We start from the raw sequence: 17,199 nt of genomic DNA on the forward strand, positions 1-17,199 counted from the left end.
TTCTCTCCAAGCCTCAGTGGGCTTTCGGCTGTTCTTTTGGTGCGTTGCAGCTTGGCTGACAGTCCGAGGCTTCGAATGCTGCTCCTTCCAATGGAGGTAGGCAGTCACGCTGATCAGCCAAAGCACCACAAAAGCGAGGGTCAGAGCCAGTCCGTGCATCCGAAAAAAAGTCAGCACGATATGGATGGATATGGCGACTGAGCCCCCTATCAGAAACGTATTGCTCAGGAGCGAAGCGACGGTTGTCCTGAAGGATTTCAACTCTGTCGCTCCACTCGGGCTCACATTACCGAGCAACAATTGTGATGCCAGCCCCATCGTGGCTGCGGTATGCCCCGGGTTGCTTTGTTGCCAAAAAAAGCCCCTCCTTGTGGTGAAGGGGCTGAGAGGGATTCACCTTGGGGTGATGGATCAGTTGATCACTCGTCAACTTGGTCGGCAGCTTCGCTGTGCTCCGCAGCTGCACCCGTGGGGATCAGACGGATGGCTTTTTTGCCAAGCTTGATCTCAAACTCGTCACCGGGTTCCAGGTTCAGCATGGCGGTGTAAGCCTTGCCGATCAGCAGATTGCCGTTCCCCTGCACTTTGGCGATGTAGCTCAGCTTGCGACCGCCTTTGCCAATCGCAGCACCACCGCTGCTCAAATTCACGCCCTTGGCTTCAAGCAGAGCTTCGTAGAAGGCTGTGAAATTCAGGCGATCACCACCATCTTTCTTGTCAGAGACGTATCCGCAAGCTCTTACCAGGTCGGATTTGGAAACATCTCCAAGCTCTTTGACCTTGGCAAGCAGATCGGAACCGGTCAGCATTTTAAATGCGTCTCAATGGATACATAGTTCATAACTGGTTGGCTGGCTGGATGTCAATCATTCGAGCCGATATTGCTAAGGCTTAGTGGTTTGAAAGGTTGGTATCTAGGGATGCGTCTCTGTGGTCTGGCTTTTGAGACTGCTCCCCTGCGATGAAGTTTGACGGGCTGATTTTGAGGCCTCCTCAGTGGTTTAAACCTCAGGACTGTCGGAGGGTTCACAAACGATCGTGTACTCGACACGATCATCATCAGAGCAGCAAAAATCGCCGTAGTAACGCTCAAGTTCATCGTAGGCAGCGTCGTAGCTGTCAAAGCGCTGCCTTGTCAGCCCATCCTCTGATTGATCACTGCGCACGATGCGATGGCGCGAAGCTGGCTGCATCAGCTGGATCCACGCGGCCGATCGGGCGTCAGATTAAGCCTGTGGCTGGGGCATCATTTACCTCAGTTTTCTAGGGTCAATTTGTCTGGTGGAGGTGCCAATTCTTCGGTTTTTGCTGGAGCTTGTGCCCTCTCTTCTGCTTGGGTTCTGGGCTGGTCGACGCCATGAAACCCTGTCCACCCGATTGGCTGCACCGCTGGTGCGCTTTGGTGTGCCGATCAGTGTGATGGGCCTGCTCTTGAAAGGTGGCCTCAGCGGCGACATGTTGCAGGCCGCAGGTCTTGCGGTGCTCGCGATGGGCCTTGTTCTGGTGGGGGCCGCGCGCCTGCCGGGATTGGCTGAGCTGGCGTCTCCCATGCTGCGGCTCGGCAGCTGCACCGGAAACACGGCCTATTTCGGGGTTCCTCTTGCCCTGGCCTTCCTCCCTGACGAAGCTCTGCCCATCAGCATTGGCTACGACCTCGGGGCGACACTGCTGGTCTGGAGCCTGGGACCGCTGCTGATCGGGAGGCAGGTCGATGGTTCCAAACGGTTACGTGGTCTTCTGAGCAGCGTTGCTGGGAGTCCTGCAACCCAAGGACTGATCGGCGCTTTGCTGGTTCAGGCGACCCCATGGTCTGGAGCGATGGCCGATGCGCTGTGGTGGCCCTCCCGCTGCGTGATTGTGCTGGCTCTGATGGTGGTGGGCATGCGCCTGGGCAGCATTCATCGTCATGGCATCGCTCCAGTGGCCCGTCCTGTGCAGCTGCTCAAGCCACTGGTGGCCAAACTCCTGCTTTACCCGTTGCTCCTGTTGCTGCTTGCATCGTTGTTGAAGTTCAAGCCTTTGATGGTTCAGGCGGTTGCTCTGCAAGGAGCCGCACCGACGGCGATCTCTCTTTTGCTGATTGCAGAGTCTGTGGGTGCTGATCAGGAGCAGGCCGCAGGTCTGGTGTTTTGGAGCACGCTGCTGGCATTGATGACAGCGCCTGCATGGGGCGTGCTGCTGCGATCTCAGTTCTGAAAACGGCGAAAGGTGAGGTTGATGCGGGTGCTCTGCACTTTGCGCCGCTGGGGAACACTGTGCATCCAGCGGCTCTGACACCCCGGGTGCATCACCAGAAGGTCACCATCGGCCAACGGCAGAGACATCTTCAGCTGAGCAGTGTTGCGGTGGCGGAGCTGAAAATCCCGCGTCGCCCCGAGTGAAAGGGAGGCAATCGGAGCCCGCTGATCAATTTCCGGTTCGTCATCGGCGTGCCAACCCATGCGGTCATCGCCATGGCGATACAAATTGAGCAGGCATCCGTTGAAGTGTGTCTCACAGGCTTCATTCACCTGGTGGAGTAATGGCTTGAACCATTCAGGCCAGCCACAGCCGGTGTGAATGGCACCGCTGTAGCGGTAGTGAATTCCTTCATTGGCAAGAAACACCGTCATTCGGGGGACCGGGTGGCGCTTGCCATAGACCTGAACGACGGGCTGCTCCCACTGGAGCTGGTGTTCAAGCTGTGTTTGCCAGTGCCTGGCAAGATCTGGCTTCAGCCAACCCTCATGCAGGGACCAGTCCGTTACAGCTGCGGCTGGATGGATGGCCATTCGTGACGTCGGATGACGAGGTCGCTTCGTTCCCGCGACTGTCCCATACATTCGGTGCATGGGAGCCCGCATTACCCAAGACGAATTCCTCAAGCGCGCCGTACAGCGCTTCGGTGATCAATTCGATTACAGCTTGATCCGCTGGCGCAGTTTCAAGAGTCCCGTTCAAATCCGTTGCAACGCCCATCCGGTTCAACCGATCACGATCACACCGGAAAAGCATCTTCAAACCCTGGGTGGATGCCGTCATTGCCTGCGCGAGAGACGTATCGCCTTGCTGGAGAGGGAACTCAATCGCAAATCAGCTGAGCGTCCGGATGCCGTCGCTCACGAGCCTTCGGTCAATCTGGAATTCACCCCGAAACGAAATGGTTAATGGTGCTGCCTAGCCAAGCCTGATCAGGCTTTCAGGCTGACCCGCTGATAGCAGAACCAAAGCCACTGTTGAAATAGAAGGTTTCGGTGGGACCGCCACAGGGTCTGGGGTTGGGCTGCATCGAAATTTTCAGGCGGAGGAACATCTCCCCGGGCCTGGTCGCGTTCCATTTCTCCGAGGATCCGTCCCACGTTGTATTCGGGGTGGCCGAGGTGCATGAGCTGACGCTGATCCGGTGTCTCGAAAATGGTGTAGCCAACGTGTTCGCCGTGGGCGAGCAAACGAAGACGTCCATCCCGTTCGGCGCCTTCCATGGCGGCATCCGGTAGTCCGGCATGACGGCTTTGGGGGCAGACGAAATGGTCGTCTTGGGTTCCCATCAACGGATGCCCCGGAACAAGGCTGCGCATCGGGTAGATCCCGAACAGCTTCTGCTGGAAGGCCACCTTGTCGACGCCTGCAAGGTAGGCGAGGGCGAAACCGGCCCAGCACAGGCCTAGGGTGCTGGCACAAGTGCTTCGCGCTTTCTCGATTAACTGGACCAGTTCATTCCAGTAACTGACCTTTTCAAAGGGCAGGTGTTCCACGGGGGCACCGGTGATGATCAAGCCATCCAGGGGACCTTGGGACAAGGCTTCATCCCAGCTCACATAGAGCTGGTCGAGATGGTTTTGATCCCAACTCTTGTAGGCATGGGAGTTGAGTCGAATCCAAATCGGTTCGATCTGCAGCACCGAAAGGCCCAGTGGATGCAGCAGGTTGAACTCGTACTGCTTGCCCAGCGGCATGATGTTCAAAATGCCGATACGCAGGGGCCGAATGTCCTGGCGTTCGGCCTGTTCAGGCTGAATCCAGGAAATCCGGTTGCGTTCAACCTCCGCGATTTTGTGGTAACTGCCAGGAAGGATCAGCGCCATGGGGGCTGGGTCTTTATTCAGCTGAGAACGGCTAGGGCCTGCTCGAAGTCGGCCTTGATGTCGTCGATGTGCTCGAGTCCGACAGAGACCCGCACCATCGTGGGGGTCACTCCAGCCGAGGCTTGTTCAGCCTCACTCAGTTGCTGGTGGGTCGTGGACGCGGGGTGAATCACCAGCGTTTTGGCATCGCCCACGTTGGCAAGGTGGCTGGCCAGCTTGAGGCTGTCGATGAAGCGAACTGCATCGTCGTAGCCACCGTTGAGGGAGAACATCAGCATGCATCCCATCCCGCGGCCTGTCAGGTATTTCTTCGCGGCAGCGTTGTAAGGATCACTAGCCAGACCGGGATAGCTCACATGGGCAATGGCGGGATGGGTCTGCAGCCAGGTGGCCAGGGCCATGGCGTTTTCGGTGTGGCGCTCAACGCGCAGGCTCAGGGTTTCCAGGCCCTGCAGCAGCAAGAAGCTGTTGAACGGACTAACGGCCGGACCCCAATCTCGTAAGCCCTCCACCCGGGCCCGCAGCGCGAAGGCGATGTTGCGGTCATCCGGCAGGCCAAGCATTTTGCAGACGTCACTGCCGAAGCCAAACGCATCCCAGTGCACCAAGCCGTGATAAGCGGCGCTGGGCTGGCTCATCAACGGGAACTTGCCGTTGCCCCAATTGAACGTGCCGGCATCCACGATCACGCCCCCCAGGCTGGTGCCGTGGCCCCCGATCCACTTGGTGGCACTTTCAACCACCACATCGGCGCCATGCTCAATCGGTCGCAGCAGAGCCCCACAGGCCCCAAGGGTGTTGTCGACGATCAATGGGATGCCTTTGTCTTTGGCAAGCGCAGAAAGACCCTCAAAATCGGGAATGTTGAAGCGGGGATTTCCCATCGCCTCGACGTAGAGCGCTTTGGTGTTGTCGTCGATTTTTGCTGCAAAGCTCGCGACGTCGTCGCCTTCGGCAAAACGCACGTCGATTCCCAATCTCGGGAACTGCACCTTGAACTGGTTGTATGTGCCGCCGTACAGGTAAGACGTTGAAACGAAGTTGTCTCCCGCCTGCATGCAGTTGGTGATCGCCAGGAACTGAGCCGACTGCCCGGAGGCTGTCGCCAGTGCGGCCACCCCGCCTTCAAGGGCGGCGACGCGTTTTTCAAACACGTCGGTGGTGGGATTCATCAGGCGGGTGTAGATGTTCCCGAACTCCTTCAGACCGAAAAGGTTGGCTCCGTGTTCGGCGTCATTGAAGACGTAGGAGCTGGTCTGATAGATCGGAACCGCCCGCGCGTTTGTTGCGCTATCCGGGGACTGCCCGGCGTGCAGTTGCAGGGTCTCGAAACGGTGAGACATGGTCTTCGGCGGGGGCCACTGCCCCAGTTCTAGTCGTCAGAGAGCTCGGGTTTGTCGGTTTCCGCCAAAGAGGGGAATGTGCTGCGGATCAAGGCCTGGATGTCGCGGTGCGCTTCGCTGCGGAATCCAGCCACGCCATCTGAGCTGAGCAGGGGATAGGTGCGATCACTGGCGTCCACCTCGCGTAGGTGCTTCCAGCGGTTGCTGCTGTCTTCCGCTTTCAGCGCAATCAGGGGCGCCTGGAAGTCGTAGGCCTTGGTGTTGCCGAGGGAGGCCACTTGAGCGGTGAGCTTTTCACGCAAGGGGCTGAGGGCTTTAGCCCTCAACGTGTCGGGCAAGCCGAGCACGGGCTCGTAATGGTCGAGCAGACGGAGTTCGGCCTCCAGCAGCACAGGCCATGCTCCGCGTTCACCGTCGCCTAGGCCCATTTCCGCTTCGGCTTCGGTCATCGCATCGAGATGGAAGCGCAGCCAGCGGTAGTAGGTCTTGTCTTTGATTGGCTTCTTGGCGGCGGCCCGTCCAGTCACAATCGCTGGCAGAGCTTTTTCGGCTTTGCGCAGGAACAGGCGATCCTCCCGCTCCAAATTCATGGCTCCCCAGCGCTGCCGGTATTCCCAGAGCTCGACGTAGCGAGCCACATCAGCCTCGGACCAGCCGAGACCCTTCAGTTCATCACCGCGATGGGAGGTTTCCTTGGACACCCGCTTCCTGGATCACGCCAGGTCTCAGCGTAGGTGTCGATGCTCACCGGTTTGGTGATCTGCTGGCGGGGTTGTCCTGCAGATGCTTCTCAACCGAGATGCGCTGTGGTTGGTTGTAACCCACCGGCAGCCAAAGATCGCCGTCTGCAGCATTGAAGTGGATTTCCCAGTGATACAAACCGGTGTAGGCCGTGGGGTCCTCTTTCATCAGTGAGGCATAGAGCAGTACGGCGCGGCCGTAGTAATCGCTGTTGTTGTAGCCCCAGAGGCCGCGGCGAATGTCCTGCAGTCCGCCCCGCCTGACCAGGTAGCGCGCTGCTGCCTGGATGGCGTCGTTGGGATCGCGGATGTCCCCGGCGCCAATCCCAGGTTCAGCCCAGGTGGTAGGTAGGAACTGCATCGGGCCCTGGGCATTGGCTACGGAGATGCCATCGATGCGACCCATGCCCGTTTCAACCAGATTCACGGCCGCCAATACCTCCCATTCGATCCTTGTCGCCGCCTCGGCCTTGCGGTAATAGCTGAGCAGATCCGCCGCCGGTTCGGGCTGAATGATCCGCCAGGCGGGGAGCATCGTCGGCCCACGGCCGCGGCTCATGCGAACGAATTCGCGCCGTGCCGCCAGGTGGCGTTCGGCCACGCTGCGCCAGCGCGGGGGTAACGCCTTCACGACCTGCTGAGATCTGGGTTCGTCTGTCGATAAGACCCGGTAGATCACCTGCTGTTGATGGCCGAGATCGGGCAGTGCCTCGGCCGGTGTGGCGGGATCCCTTAGAGCCTGTTCAACAGCAACCAGCAGTGCTGCCAGCTCGGCTGACTCCGCTGGCACAAGGGGGTACTGACGGCCGCCTTTCGTTGTCGGTTGGCTGGCTTGGGCCGGAAGCAGCACTGGTGCCATCACCACTGGCTTGGGAACCACCGCTTCGGCTTCAGCCTGCGGCTGTTTTGGTTTCAGCAAAAGCCCAGTCAGCAGGCTTGCCGTGATGGCCGAGACAACCAGCACATTGCGGCTGCGCATGGTGAGGCAGGGGCGCTGTGCTGACCCTACCGGTGCGGTTCAGGCTGAAAGAAAGGTGCTGCGGTCGTGAAAGTCCGCCTTGCGGCCGTGGCTGAGGGCCCAATGGCTCAGACCCTCCTGCCCGCGGTCCATTACAGCCGTCAGTGCCAGGTCTGGACAGACGCCTGGTGTCCACCAGGGCTCCAACGCGATCCGGGCGTCGAGCCGCAGTTGGTGCACCCCGCGTTGCAGTCGCACCGTTGGGGGCATGCTCAGCTCCTGCTGAGTTTGGCCACTGCGGTAGCCATCGAAGCGATAGACCGCCCAATCGCCATTGGCAGCCAGATTCACTTCCCAGTAGCGCTGCTCTCCAGGGGCAGCGATGAATGCCTCGAAGCAGGTGGTGGTCCAGAGCTCATCTTTGCGCTGCCCCTGTTGGGGCCCATCGTTCAGTCCCACCGGCAGCTTCAGGACGTCGATGCCCTTGGCCGCGCGGGCCAGAATCCCATAGCTGAGTTCCAGCCAACCCTCGCGCCTCCACACCAGCTCGGCGCTGATCTGGACCCCCGGTGAAATGGACCGTTCAAAGGGAATCAGGCGGCAGGCCTGACGCAGCATCACGGCTGAACGCGCCATCTCAGAGGCTTGGGCTTTCCTGCTGCTTCAGCCGCGCAACCAGTTGCTCCAGTGCGTTGAACTGCTGCTCAACCGCTTCGGTCAGTCGGAACTGCACCAGGGCCCGTTGCAGGTTGTGCCCGGGTCGATCGCAGCGGAAATACACATCGCCCTCCAAATGATCCGTCAGAAAGCGCAGGCCAAGCTCCATGGGGATCAGGCGGATGCAGTGGGGCAGATAGTGCAGGTCCCAGTCACTCAGGAAACCACCAGCCACGGATAGGTAGCCGGTGAGGATCGCCTCACAGAGCTCCATGTCGAAGCGCACATCGTTGAGGCAGAGGGTTTCCTCACCGGCTGGATTGCAGCAGGAGCGCACACAGTCGCCGATGTCGTAGTGAACGAGCCCCGGTTTGACGGTGTCCAGATCGATCAAGCCGATCGCCTGGCCGCTGGCCTCATCGATCATCACGTTGTTGATCTTCGGGTCTCCGTGGATGGGCCGGTGATGGAGTTCGTCGCGGGCGAGGGCTGCTTCCAGAACATCGACGCTCTGGCGACGCGCTTCGATGAAGGCGCAGGCGTCACGTTCAGAAGGCCCCAGTCGGTCTGAGGCCCTGGCGACGGCATCGAAGTGTTGGAGGTAGGCCGGCGTGACGTGGAAATTTTCGAGGGTGTCCGCCAGTTGATCGGTGGGCAGATCGCTGATCAGGTGGTGGAACATTCCCAGCCCGTACCCCACTTCCTGGGCGTGGGCACTGTCCCGGATGACATCGCTGGTGGTCGCTGCGCCGATGTAGGTGATGGAGCGCCAGAACTCTCCGTTCTGTTCGATCCAGGGGGAGGCCTCTCGCCGACAGGGAACGACCCTGGGCACTTCCCAGCGCCTCCCCTTCAGTTGTGGGGGTGGAGAGGCGAGACGGCGTTCCATGTGATCGCCCAGGGCCTTCAGGTTCTGCATCACCAGGTCAGGCCGATCGAACACATTTGTGTTCATGCGTTGCATGACGAAGGCTCCGCCCTGTCCCTCGTGGGTCACGAGGAAGGTTTCGTTGACGTTGCCTGAACCAAGGGATCGAATGGCTTTAATCCCCTCGCGAGGATGGAAGCGATCGGCGATGGCTTCCAGGGCCTCGGTCATGAACGGTCGCATGGGTCTCAGACTGCACCTTGCCGCTGTTCTGGTGCTCTGCCCCGTTCAGGTGTGCAGAACTACAGCCGACTCAGGCCTCGAGCTGGCTTTCGATCACATCCATTAACTCCAAGTAGGCCGGCACCCCGGTCTCACCGTTCTCGTCCAGAGCCATCTTGCTGCCCATGGCTTGATTGGCGTTGTCGGCAATCACGGCATTCACCACAAGCTCCAGGGCTTTGGGCACATCGAGGTTCTGAAGCGCTTCGGCGTAGCGACGGCTGTGGCTGGGTCGCACGGATTCCTGGCAGTAGTTGGAGAGTTCCCGGCTTTCGGTCATGACCCGGTAGGCGGTTTCCTTCACGCCTGCCCGCCCGTAGATCGCCATGTACAGCAGGTTCACCATGGAGGCGTCGTTCGCCGGGATGGCGTACTTGCGGGCGATCTGAGGCCAGTACCGCAAGGATTTGAGGCCCTCCAGGCCGCCTTTGCGCAGCCCTGCGGCTTCACACCACTGTTCCAACTCCTCCATGGAATGGGGGCAGCGGCCCTGATCCCGCATAGCTTCGGCCATTACTTGCCCGGCCTGGAAGTTGCGGGTGGGGCTGCCGGAGACCGGCCGCATCATGCTGCCGCGCACATCTGCCACCATTGCGGTGAGCTGGCTGAAGGTGTGGTCCCGCACCCGCTCGAAGTCGCCATCGCGTACCAGGGTGGATTCGATCCTCGGCACGGCATAGCCCAGTTCCGTCAGGGGAAAGGGCTGACGGTGGTAGAGCCGTTGGCGGTCGGGGCGTGCCATCGACACGGTGGCTGCCTGGTCCAGGCACTGGTTCAGCAGCAGGGTCAGCAGCGTTGGCAACACCCCGGGGTTGTCCTGATGGAAGCCGTAGCCGAAGCCGGCGAACACCGAGGCCATGTTTTTGGCGGCTTTGATGAACTGTCCCTCCACGTTGTGAACACCGGCGGAGACCTGGATGTTCGGGGACAGTTGATCCATCAGTTGGGCCCCCAACATGGCTGTCAGGGCATTGGGATGACAGAAGTTGGCCGTGAAGCTGTCGAAGGGGTTGCGTAGCGCTCCATGGCGGTGGAAGCCGGAGAAGAAAGCGAGCTCCGGTTCTTGTTCACACAGCACATAGGCGCTGTTGCTGATCGGGTCATGGCTGAAGGATCCCGCCAGGCAGGCCAGCACCACCTGTTTCCGATTGAGCTCCTTCCGCAGGCGACAGGCTTCCTGGAGGTCTTCTTCGATGTGATTGCTGTTGGCGCTGAGCACCACGAGCTCACAACTCTCGATCAGATCACTCAAGGTGTTGGCGACCAGGTCACCGCTGCTGCGGTGACCGCCCATGTTGAGCACGGTCTCCACATGCTCATCGTCCATCGTTGCAATCGTCTCTTTGGGGAACGCTCCCAGGAGGTCCCGGCCAGGGCGAGGGGCCAGCAGCAGACGCCCTTTGGCGTTCTGCATGGCGCAGTTGTAGGCCAGCGAGGCGGGATAGAGCCCGACGCTGAAGAACCCCACCTTGCCGGTCGAGAGCTCCTGCACGCGCCGGCGGATTGCGCCGGCGTCAAGGCTCTGATCGAAGAAGGAATTGCGCATGCCGGCAAGACTAAGCAGCGTTGCCGATGAGACTGCTCACCGCAAACAGACGCCATTCCCTTGGGTGATGCGGGGTTTCGCCCAAACGCGTGCTCTGAACTGACTCAACTCAACCACTCTTAATGGCTGCAGATCGTTTTGGAGGCCTGCAAAGCATCTGCCAAGGTGGAAGATTGAATGAAGGAACTAAGCGTAAAAAAAAATAGCAATTGAATGACTCAAAGGCCCATGATCATTCTGTAATTCGGGTTGGATCTTGTTCGCTCATTGAGGGCCTGGATTTCTGGATAAGCCGAGAGATCTTCGTTGGGATAAAAAATAGGGAGGTAGCCCAAGTATGCGTTGACTGCACAATCGGCGGCTGTCCAGTGGTCACCTAATAAATAATGCTTTTTTGAATAGAGGTCATTCAGGGTCGCCATCAGTCTCGGAAACTCCCGCTCTTTGTTCGATGGAACGAACAAAGCGATCGCCAGTGTGGAGTTGGCGAAAAGAATCCACTGGCTGATGGAGGCGCGTGTTGCGAGGTCTTTGATCTCGTTAGCGTAGTTCTCGGAGAGGTACTGAAGAATCGCCCCCGACTCAAAAAGCACCAAACCATTGCTGTCGTCTTTGAGGGCGGGCAACTTGCCGAAAGGATTCACCTCTAAGAAGCTCGTTGCAAGATTTTGACGAGCGGCTAGATCAATGTTGACGTATTCGTAGGAAATTCCCTTTTCTGCCATGTACCATTTCGGCATCGAAACACGGGTCTTGGGGCCGCCGTAGAGATAAAGCGTCATCACTGATTTTTGATAATATTCATGCTATCTCTCGGGATCAAATAGTGCTGTTGCGCTGCGAATGCTCTGCTCAGTATTGATGTCAATGTTGGATGCCTTGATGGCGATCCCGTTGTGCTGGAAATTTTGCGTGCAAATCTGTTCCGTGGGATTGCAAGAAACATCTGTTTGATAACAGTCTGGGGCGGCTGTGCAGGTGTCTTTACGGGCAGGCCCGGTTCAACATGCTGTAATGCGCTTAAACCATTGCTACCAGCCGTGATCTGCTGGGGGCGTACCGCTGGCCTGCGGCGGTTGTTTTGTCCAGCCTTGTTCTGGCGGTCACGGCCGCCAGGCTGTTGAGTCGGCCCATCCCCATCCCCATCGCGATTCAGGGTGGATTGCAGGTCGACAAGTTGGTGCTCCCGCCCAGTGTCACCATCCGCTCCGTCACCCCTTTGCCGGTCGTGGTGCAGGAGCAGGTGACCATCGGCGGCGATGCGCCCCGGCGATTGAAGGCCCTGTATCGGTGAAATCGATTGCGGGGACTGTGTCGGTGAATGCCGATGCACGGGTCAGCGGGGTGGCATGCAAGGTGTCTGTCACGGCTGATGATCCACTGGCTGTGCGAGCCGACGTTTCTGTCGACAAGAAAATCACGATCGGCGGCAAGGTCGATATTGAGGGCAAGGTGAAGCCGTCTTTGCTTCCGGTTCCGATGCCCTGATCAGCGGTTGCGTGGGGCCTGGCCGTTGCCGATGGTCAGGCCCAGCTCCCAACGGTTGAGTTGCCGCAGTGCCAAGGCCGAGAGTGCGGCGCTCACCAAGCCGATGCTGCTCCAAGTGTTGCCCTGCTGGATGCCCACAAGAACGGCGGATCCCCAGAGCAGGGCCCAGGCCCAGGGTCGGCCAGCGCGAATCCGCGCAAGCGCCGTCGAGCAGCTGCGGCAATGGATGGTGTGGCTGGCGTACCGATCCATCAGCGCCGTAGTGGTTTGCCTCGGAGGTAGCTGTTGTCCTGCAAAGGGCTCGCCGCCGTTGGCATTCAACCAGCGATGCAGCGCCGCCACGTAGACGTCGGCCGTCGTGGGCATGAAAAAACTGCGTTTTACGGTGGGGCTACCTCCGGCTCGCTCCACCACCCGTTCCTGCCAGTGCAAGAACACCTGATCGTCCTCCAACACCTTGTGATTGCCGATGTGCTGCAACCAGCGGGGACGCAATCCGATCAGCAGGCGGGGGATGGCGGATTGGAACTGGAAGGGGAAGCGGGCGAAAAGGCGGCATTCGCCACGGCGAATCGGCACGGCGTACACCACCGTGAGGATCCGCCCGAAGCCCTTGGCGGTGAGGTCATGCCACATCAGTTGCGGTGCATGAAAGCTGGTGGATTGGGCGCCGAGCTTGCCCCGACGCGGCCCCTCGTCCCAGTAGGCCGTGAAGCCCTTGGCGTCTTCCCCCGTGATCGTGGCCTCCACGGGTGCAGCGTTCTCCCGTTTGCCAACGGTCTTGTGATGGGTGAAGGGAACGTGACTCACATCCAGCACGTTCTCCAGCAGGGTCACGGCGTCCATCGGGAGGTCCCGGAAGGTGTCTTGCACCGTCCAGCTGTCGGGGTTGTCCTCCAGTGCCGGCACCAGGGGGAGCTGACTGGGGTGGGAGGCATCGGGGGCACCCATCCAGACGAACAGCAGCCCCTGCCCCGTGGCTGTCGGCAGGCTGGCGCAGCGGGACCGACGGTTGTTGGGCTGGGTGTTGTCGAGGGCCTGTGGCACGCGCTGGCACTGGCCGCTGCCGTCGAAACTCCAGCCGTGGTAAGGGCATTCGAGCAATCCTTCCTCGTTGATCCGCCCTTCGCTGAGGGGGACCAGACGGTGGGGGCAGACGTCAGGGAAGACGCGCCAACTCGATTCGGCGCGATCCCACCAGATCACCAGATCCCGCTCCAGCAGTGTGAACCGACTCGGCTGTTTGGGGTCGAGGTCCTGCACATAGCTGATCGGCCACCACTGTTCGGTCCAGGTGGGGTGCATGGCAGGAGCATCAAGGCCGTCATGTTCGCTAGCCGGATGGCCTGGCTGCGGTGTTTCTCTTGCCATCAGCGGTTTTGCCTTCCTTCCCCACTGGACTTCTCAGTGGTTTGGAACTAATGAGTGGCGCGACGAAATTGCAGCGCTGAGCCTTCGGCTGCAGTGACCTCCCTGAACCTCCATGCCCCGTTTGACGCCCGATCAGTTGCTGCAGGAGCTCTCCGGTGCTGAAGACCTGCTGATCGTGCAGGACCTGGATGGTGTCTGTATGCAACTGGTGAAGGATCCACTGACGCGGCGCATGGATCCGTCCTATGTGGACACGGTCGCCGCTCTGGATGGCCAATTCGCTGTGTTGACCAATGGTGAGCACGAAGGCCGGCGCGGGGTGAACCGCCTCGTGGAGCAGGCCCTGGGGGATCCCGATCTCCCCAAACGCGAGGGCTGTTATCTGCCAGGCCTGGCGGCTGGAGGGGTGCAGCTGCAGGATCGCTTTGGCGACCTGAGCCACCCCGGCGTCTCGCCGGCGGAAATGGATTTCCTCGCTGCAGCCCCCACCCGGATGGAAGCTCTGCTGATGGAGCGATTGCCTGCTCTGCTGCCGCAGCTGGGTGTTGATGATCTGGCTGTGGTGGCCAAAGCCGCGGTGTTGGACACCCAGGTCTCACCGACCATCAATCTCAACGGGATTTTTGCGCTCGTCCCCGCTGATGTCACCGATCAGCAGGCCCTGCAGTTGATGCTGTCGGAGCTGATGCATCAGCTGCTTGCTGAGGCTGCTGATCAGGGACTGGAGGAATCGTTCTTCCTGCATGTGGCTCCCAACCTGGGCCGTGATGCGCAAGGCCAGGAACGGCTCAAGCCCGCTGCTGCCGGAGATGTGGGAACCACCGACATCCAATTCATGCTCACCGGGTCCATCAAGGAGGCCGGACTTCTGGTGCTGCTCAATCAGCACATCCAGCGCCGTTGGGGTGAATCTCCCTTGGGTGAGACGTTCAATGTGAGAACGGCTCCCCACGATCCCGAGGAGCTGTTGGCTTTGGTGAAGCAGCGCATCCCCGCAGAGCGGATGCCGTTGTTGGTGGGGGTGGGCGACACGGTCACATCCACTGCATCGGTTGATGGCACGGGCTGGATGCGTGGGGGGAGTGACCGCGGTTTCCTCAACCTGCTGCAGGACCTTGGTGCCTGGTGCGGTCAACCCAATCGTGTTGTTCTCGTCGACAGCAGTCATGGAGAAGTGGATCGCCCCAGTCATGCCGATGGGACATTGCAAGGCATCACCGATCCGGAGGACCCCCTGCGGATTGACGCCCTCATGCCTGACGGCCCGGAGCAGTACATCGCCTGGTTCCGTCAGCTCTCTGATCGTCGCCGTGTGGGTTGATCAGCTGCTCTGCCGCTGTGGTATCCGTTTCTCCCGCCTTGATGCGTTCTGTCTGGAAGAATCAGCCTCATTCGAAGTGAGCCGGTGACTGTCGTAGAGAGCGTTTTCCCGCACCTGAAGCGCGGACAGCTCACAACGTTGCAGGTCAATCTCGGCTACCGCTGCAACCAAAGCTGTGCCCATTGTCATGTCAATGCAGGGCCCACCCGCACCGAGATGATGTCAGCGGATCTGCTGGCGTTGATTCCGCAAATCCTTGAACGGCATTCAATCTCCTGCCTCGATCTCACGGGGGGAGCACCGGAGTTGCACCCCAGCTTTCGCGCGTTGGTGCGTCAGGCGCGCTCCCGCGGCACCACCGTGATTGACCGCTGCAATCTCACGATCCTCAGTGAACCCCGCCAGGAAGATCTGGCTGAATTCCTGGCGGAGCAGGGGGTTTGCATCACGGCCTCCTTGCCCTGCTACAGCGCCGAGAACGTAGACCAACAGAGGGGCGATGGCGTGTTTGAGCGCAGCATCAGCGGGCTGCGACAGCTCAATGCCCTGGGCTATGGAACGGGCGATCCAAGCCGGCAGCTGGATCTCGTCTACAACCCGCTGGGTCCGGTTCTGCCTCCTCCTCAGCAGGCCTTGGAGGCGGATTACAAGAACGCCCTGGGCGGGTTGGGAATTCGCTTCGATCGTCTACTGACGTTGGCGAACATGCCCATTCAACGTTTCGCCAAGCAACTGGAACGCAGTGGCGACTTGCAGCGCTATCAGACACTTCTGGAGGACGCACACAATCCGGACAATCTGGGGGCTGTGATGTGCCGTCAGCTGATCAGTGTGGATTGGCAGGGCTATCTCTACGACTGCGATTTCAATCAGCAGCTCGGCCTGCCCTGCCCCGGGGAGGTCCGTCACCTTCGCGATCTGATCTGCCTTGAGACCGTTCCGATGGATCAGCCCATCCACACGGGGGGGCATTGTTTTGGCTGCACCGCTGGCGCCGGGTCAAGTTGTGGCGGCGCGCTTCAGGGCTGATTTGCGCGTTATGGGCATAGTGGGTGGATGTGTAATGAGGCCATGCCGATGCAACGCATTTGTTGTGCTGTGGTCGCATTGATGCTCACGGCGACAACGGCCTTGGCCGGATCCCATGGCAAGCCCAAGCAGGCGATGTTCAAGACACAGGCTGAAGCCGTGGCGGCGGCCCCAGGCTTTGGCTGCACGGGTGCTCACCAGATGGGTGAGATGTGGATGGTCTGCGACAAGCACGGTGATGCAGACCACCACGGGGCTCACTGATTCATGACTGAAGGAGGGCACTGCGGCAGCAAGCCGAAGCGGATCGCGATCGGGGTGGCTCCCCTCGGCACCATCTCCATCGGCATCGTGCCGATGGGGGTGATCTGCATCGGCGTGGTCCCGATGGGTGTGGTTTCGATTGGTGTGGTGGCGATGGGCGTAATCAATGCCGCCATCGTCGGGATGGGATTGGTAGCTGTCGGTGTGAACACCATGGGGGTGATCACCGCCGGCCCGATGAGCATGGGGTTGATTCAGATTCGCTCCACCACCAATCCCCGCTATCTGGCCTATCCCAGTCGCGCCGAGGCAGAGGAACAGGCTCGCCAATTGGGTTGTGAGGGTGTGCATCGCATGGGCGATCGCTACTGGATGCCCTGCAACGAGCATCCTCAGTAAGCAGCCCGCTCGCTTGCTTCACAAAAGCTTCGGAAGACTTCTGTTGCTCACGCCTTTTCAGTGGCCCTGGTGTTGGCTTCAGTGTGCGAAACAGGGCGCATCTGATGTCACCATCGTCGCCACGCCAACGTCTTCAAACCCTGCTCAGTGCCCGATGGTTGGAAATGGGTGAAGTGTCGTTGATGCATCACCGCCAGGTTCAGATCTTGCTGAACACCTTGAGACGCGAAAAAGAACTGGTGTCTGTGCAGCTGATTGACCTTTTGGTGGCTGATCTCTACGACAAGGAATTTCGCGCCGAATGATTCAGGTGTTGCGATCTACCCCTGACATTTGGGGCAGATCGCGCGCACGTTCAGGCTCGCCTCAATCAACTGAAAACCAACATGGGCGGCGGCAGTAGCTCCTGCTGCCAGCACGGGTTCACTTTCGAATTCCTCGGTGCGGCCGCAGCGGATGCACACCACATGGTGATGTTGGCGGTGATCGTCAACGGCAAGCTCGAAGCGTCGACCCCCTTCACTGAGCTCCAGCTCCTGGAGCAGACCCATGTCGGCCAGCAAGCGCAGGGTGCGATACACGGTTGCCAGAGACACCTTCATCTCAAGTGCTGCCAGCTGCTGGTGCACCTCTTCGGCACTGAGGTGGTAGCCCGACCCAATGCGTTCGAACAGCTCAAGAACCCGTTTGCGTTGCGGGGTCAGGCGGCGCCCGTCCTGATGCAGCCCCTGCTGCAGGGTGATGTCCGTGGCGGCAGGTGCGGAGGACGATGTCACAGCTTCTCCTCGCTCATTCTCAAGACTAGGCCTTAATGAGAGTCCTGTCTCGCCCTCAGGATCAGGACCCTGGTCGGATCCCATCGGTTGCCG

Annotated in this window: 22 protein-coding genes; 9 read left to right on the plus strand and 13 right to left on the minus strand. The window is 59.9% G+C overall.

The genetic code is table 11. From position 1 onward, the window contains the following. Positions 1-419 precede the first annotated feature (419 nt). Together FZX09_RS00920 and FZX09_RS00925 are read right to left on the minus strand one after the other, a co-directional pair. Positions 420-809 (minus strand): AbrB family transcriptional regulator, encoded by a 390-nt coding sequence (locus FZX09_RS00920; protein ID WP_186497474.1) that lies wholly within the window; start codon positions 807-809, stop codon positions 420-422. A gap of 192 nt (positions 810-1,001) precedes the next feature. Then, positions 1,002-1,193, minus strand: coding sequence for a hypothetical protein (locus FZX09_RS00925; protein WP_226399219.1), 192 nt, complete (start codon positions 1,191-1,193; stop codon positions 1,002-1,004). 94 nt (positions 1,194-1,287) lie between these two features. Between FZX09_RS00925 and FZX09_RS00930 the strand changes: the two genes are divergently transcribed. Then, on the plus strand, positions 1,288-2,196 hold the full coding sequence (locus tag FZX09_RS00930) for an AEC family transporter (protein WP_370624173.1): 909 nt from the start codon (positions 1,288-1,290) through the stop codon (positions 2,194-2,196). On the opposite strand, the gene FZX09_RS00935 is transcribed toward FZX09_RS00930, so the two are convergent. Then, positions 2,187-2,771: an alpha-ketoglutarate-dependent dioxygenase AlkB gene (locus tag FZX09_RS00935; RefSeq protein ID WP_226399221.1), complete on the minus strand. Its 585-nt coding sequence runs from the start codon at positions 2,769-2,771 to the stop codon at positions 2,187-2,189. The genes FZX09_RS00930 and FZX09_RS00935 overlap by 10 nt on opposite strands. A gap of 58 nt (positions 2,772-2,829) precedes the next feature. Here FZX09_RS00935 and FZX09_RS00940 point away from each other — a divergent pair, with 58 nt between their 5' ends. Beyond that, the gene (locus FZX09_RS00940; RefSeq protein WP_226399222.1) at positions 2,830-3,147 is read left to right on the plus strand and encodes a hypothetical protein; all 318 of its coding nucleotides are present in this window, start codon (positions 2,830-2,832) and stop codon (positions 3,145-3,147) included. A gap of 23 nt (positions 3,148-3,170) precedes the next feature. Here the strand turns inward: FZX09_RS00940 and FZX09_RS00945 are convergent, their stop codons facing one another. From FZX09_RS00945 to FZX09_RS00980, 8 genes are all read right to left on the minus strand, one after another. After that, on the minus strand, positions 3,171-4,064 hold the full coding sequence (locus tag FZX09_RS00945; protein WP_226399223.1) for a homoserine O-succinyltransferase: 894 nt from the start codon (positions 4,062-4,064) through the stop codon (positions 3,171-3,173). Positions 4,065-4,081: 17 nt separating this feature from the next. Beyond that, positions 4,082-5,407 (minus strand): O-acetylhomoserine aminocarboxypropyltransferase/cysteine synthase family protein, encoded by a 1,326-nt coding sequence (locus FZX09_RS00950; RefSeq protein WP_226399224.1) that lies wholly within the window; start codon positions 5,405-5,407, stop codon positions 4,082-4,084. Positions 5,408-5,436: 29 nt separating this feature from the next. Further along, the gene (locus FZX09_RS00955) at positions 5,437-6,108 is read right to left on the minus strand and encodes a hypothetical protein (RefSeq protein WP_226399225.1); all 672 of its coding nucleotides are present in this window, start codon (positions 6,106-6,108) and stop codon (positions 5,437-5,439) included. Between the two features lie 43 nt (positions 6,109-6,151). Beyond that, on the minus strand, positions 6,152-7,126 hold the full coding sequence (locus FZX09_RS00960; RefSeq protein ID WP_226399226.1) for a transglycosylase SLT domain-containing protein: 975 nt from the start codon (positions 7,124-7,126) through the stop codon (positions 6,152-6,154). Positions 7,127-7,165: 39 nt separating this feature from the next. Continuing rightward, positions 7,166-7,741, minus strand: coding sequence for a DOMON-like domain-containing protein (locus FZX09_RS00965; protein ID WP_226399227.1), 576 nt, complete (start codon positions 7,739-7,741; stop codon positions 7,166-7,168). Position 7,742: 1 nt separating this feature from the next. Next, entirely contained in the window at positions 7,743-8,861 is a 1,119-nt protein-coding gene (locus tag FZX09_RS00970; RefSeq protein ID WP_226399228.1) for a phosphotransferase enzyme family protein, read from the minus strand. An 82-nt stretch (positions 8,862-8,943) separates the two neighbouring features. Continuing rightward, positions 8,944-10,458: a hypothetical protein gene (locus tag FZX09_RS00975; protein ID WP_226399229.1), complete on the minus strand. Its 1,515-nt coding sequence runs from the start codon at positions 10,456-10,458 to the stop codon at positions 8,944-8,946. A gap of 218 nt (positions 10,459-10,676) precedes the next feature. After that, positions 10,677-11,240 carry a glutathione S-transferase family protein gene (locus tag FZX09_RS00980; protein WP_226399230.1) on the minus strand — a complete coding sequence of 188 codons (564 nt, stop codon included), beginning with the start codon at positions 11,238-11,240 and terminating at the stop codon, positions 10,677-10,679. A gap of 299 nt (positions 11,241-11,539) precedes the next feature. Here FZX09_RS00980 and FZX09_RS00985 point away from each other — a divergent pair, with 299 nt between their 5' ends. Together FZX09_RS00985 and FZX09_RS00990 are read left to right on the plus strand one after the other, a co-directional pair. Beyond that, positions 11,540-11,752, plus strand: a complete 213-nt coding sequence (locus FZX09_RS00985; protein ID WP_226399231.1) for a hypothetical protein — start codon at positions 11,540-11,542, stop codon at positions 11,750-11,752. Next, the gene (locus FZX09_RS00990) at positions 11,749-11,946 is read left to right on the plus strand and encodes a hypothetical protein (protein WP_226399232.1); all 198 of its coding nucleotides are present in this window, start codon (positions 11,749-11,751) and stop codon (positions 11,944-11,946) included. The genes FZX09_RS00985 and FZX09_RS00990 overlap by 4 nt, the downstream gene beginning before the upstream one ends. Here FZX09_RS00990 and FZX09_RS00995 read toward each other — a convergent pair whose 3' ends face one another. Then, positions 11,947-13,251, minus strand: coding sequence for a Rieske 2Fe-2S domain-containing protein (locus FZX09_RS00995; protein WP_226400306.1), 1,305 nt, complete (start codon positions 13,249-13,251; stop codon positions 11,947-11,949). A 178-nt stretch (positions 13,252-13,429) separates the two neighbouring features. On the opposite strand from FZX09_RS00995, the gene stpA reads away from it, so the two are divergent. From stpA to FZX09_RS01020, 5 genes are all read left to right on the plus strand, one after another. Next, positions 13,430-14,638: a glucosylglycerol 3-phosphatase gene (gene stpA, locus FZX09_RS01000; protein WP_226399233.1), complete on the plus strand. Its 1,209-nt coding sequence runs from the start codon at positions 13,430-13,432 to the stop codon at positions 14,636-14,638. 84 nt (positions 14,639-14,722) lie between these two features. Then, on the plus strand, positions 14,723-15,667 hold the full coding sequence (arsS, locus tag FZX09_RS01005) for an arsenosugar biosynthesis radical SAM (seleno)protein ArsS (protein WP_226399234.1): 945 nt from the start codon (positions 14,723-14,725) through the stop codon (positions 15,665-15,667). Positions 15,668-15,709: 42 nt separating this feature from the next. Continuing rightward, the gene (locus FZX09_RS01010) at positions 15,710-15,931 is read left to right on the plus strand and encodes a DUF3721 domain-containing protein (protein ID WP_226399235.1); all 222 of its coding nucleotides are present in this window, start codon (positions 15,710-15,712) and stop codon (positions 15,929-15,931) included. Positions 15,932-15,934: 3 nt separating this feature from the next. Continuing rightward, complete coding sequence (locus tag FZX09_RS01015; protein ID WP_226399236.1) at positions 15,935-16,330, plus strand: hypothetical protein; 396 nt, start codon at positions 15,935-15,937, stop codon at positions 16,328-16,330. A gap of 104 nt (positions 16,331-16,434) precedes the next feature. Then, positions 16,435-16,635, plus strand: a complete 201-nt coding sequence (locus FZX09_RS01020; RefSeq protein ID WP_226399237.1) for a hypothetical protein — start codon at positions 16,435-16,437, stop codon at positions 16,633-16,635. A gap of 15 nt (positions 16,636-16,650) precedes the next feature. On the opposite strand, the gene FZX09_RS01025 is transcribed toward FZX09_RS01020, so the two are convergent. Next, on the minus strand, positions 16,651-17,106 hold the full coding sequence (locus tag FZX09_RS01025; protein WP_226399238.1) for a Fur family transcriptional regulator: 456 nt from the start codon (positions 17,104-17,106) through the stop codon (positions 16,651-16,653). Between the last annotated feature and the right edge of the window lie 93 nt (positions 17,107-17,199).

This window comes from Synechococcus sp. MU1643 (genome assembly GCF_020514095.1).
GTDB lineage: Bacteria > Cyanobacteriota > Cyanobacteriia > PCC-6307 > Cyanobiaceae > Parasynechococcus.

What these genes read in the sequence shown, in the direction of transcription:
- FZX09_RS00925 (WP_226399219.1), bottom strand. Translation starts at nt 1,193, where the DNA reads ATGCAGCCAGCTTCGCGCCATCGCATCGTGCGCAGTGATCAATCAGAG.
- FZX09_RS01010 (WP_226399235.1), top strand. Translation starts at nt 15,710, where the DNA reads ATGCCGATGCAACGCATTTGTTGTGCTGTGGTCGCATTGATGCTCACG.
- FZX09_RS00975 (WP_226399229.1), bottom strand. Translation starts at nt 10,458, where the DNA reads ATGCGCAATTCCTTCTTCGATCAGAGCCTTGACGCCGGCGCAATCCGC.
- FZX09_RS00965 (WP_226399227.1), bottom strand. Translation starts at nt 7,741, where the DNA reads ATGGCGCGTTCAGCCGTGATGCTGCGTCAGGCCTGCCGCCTGATTCCC.
- FZX09_RS00980 (WP_226399230.1), bottom strand. Translation starts at nt 11,240, where the DNA reads ATGACGCTTTATCTCTACGGCGGCCCCAAGACCCGTGTTTCGATGCCG.
- FZX09_RS00920 (WP_186497474.1), bottom strand. Translation starts at nt 809, where the DNA reads ATGCTGACCGGTTCCGATCTGCTTGCCAAGGTCAAAGAGCTTGGAGAT.
- FZX09_RS00995 (WP_226400306.1), bottom strand. Translation starts at nt 13,251, where the DNA reads ATGCACCCCACCTGGACCGAACAGTGGTGGCCGATCAGCTATGTGCAG.
- FZX09_RS00945 (WP_226399223.1), bottom strand. Translation starts at nt 4,064, where the DNA reads ATGGCGCTGATCCTTCCTGGCAGTTACCACAAAATCGCGGAGGTTGAA.
- FZX09_RS00940 (WP_226399222.1), top strand. Translation starts at nt 2,830, where the DNA reads ATGGGAGCCCGCATTACCCAAGACGAATTCCTCAAGCGCGCCGTACAG.
- FZX09_RS00950 (WP_226399224.1), bottom strand. Translation starts at nt 5,407, where the DNA reads ATGTCTCACCGTTTCGAGACCCTGCAACTGCACGCCGGGCAGTCCCCG.
- FZX09_RS00960 (WP_226399226.1), bottom strand. Translation starts at nt 7,126, where the DNA reads ATGCGCAGCCGCAATGTGCTGGTTGTCTCGGCCATCACGGCAAGCCTG.
- FZX09_RS00935 (WP_226399221.1), bottom strand. Translation starts at nt 2,771, where the DNA reads ATGGCCATCCATCCAGCCGCAGCTGTAACGGACTGGTCCCTGCATGAG.
- FZX09_RS00970 (WP_226399228.1), bottom strand. Translation starts at nt 8,861, where the DNA reads ATGACCGAGGCCCTGGAAGCCATCGCCGATCGCTTCCATCCTCGCGAG.
- FZX09_RS01020 (WP_226399237.1), top strand. Translation starts at nt 16,435, where the DNA reads ATGTCACCATCGTCGCCACGCCAACGTCTTCAAACCCTGCTCAGTGCC.
- stpA (WP_226399233.1), top strand. Translation starts at nt 13,430, where the DNA reads ATGCCCCGTTTGACGCCCGATCAGTTGCTGCAGGAGCTCTCCGGTGCT.
- FZX09_RS01015 (WP_226399236.1), top strand. Translation starts at nt 15,935, where the DNA reads ATGACTGAAGGAGGGCACTGCGGCAGCAAGCCGAAGCGGATCGCGATC.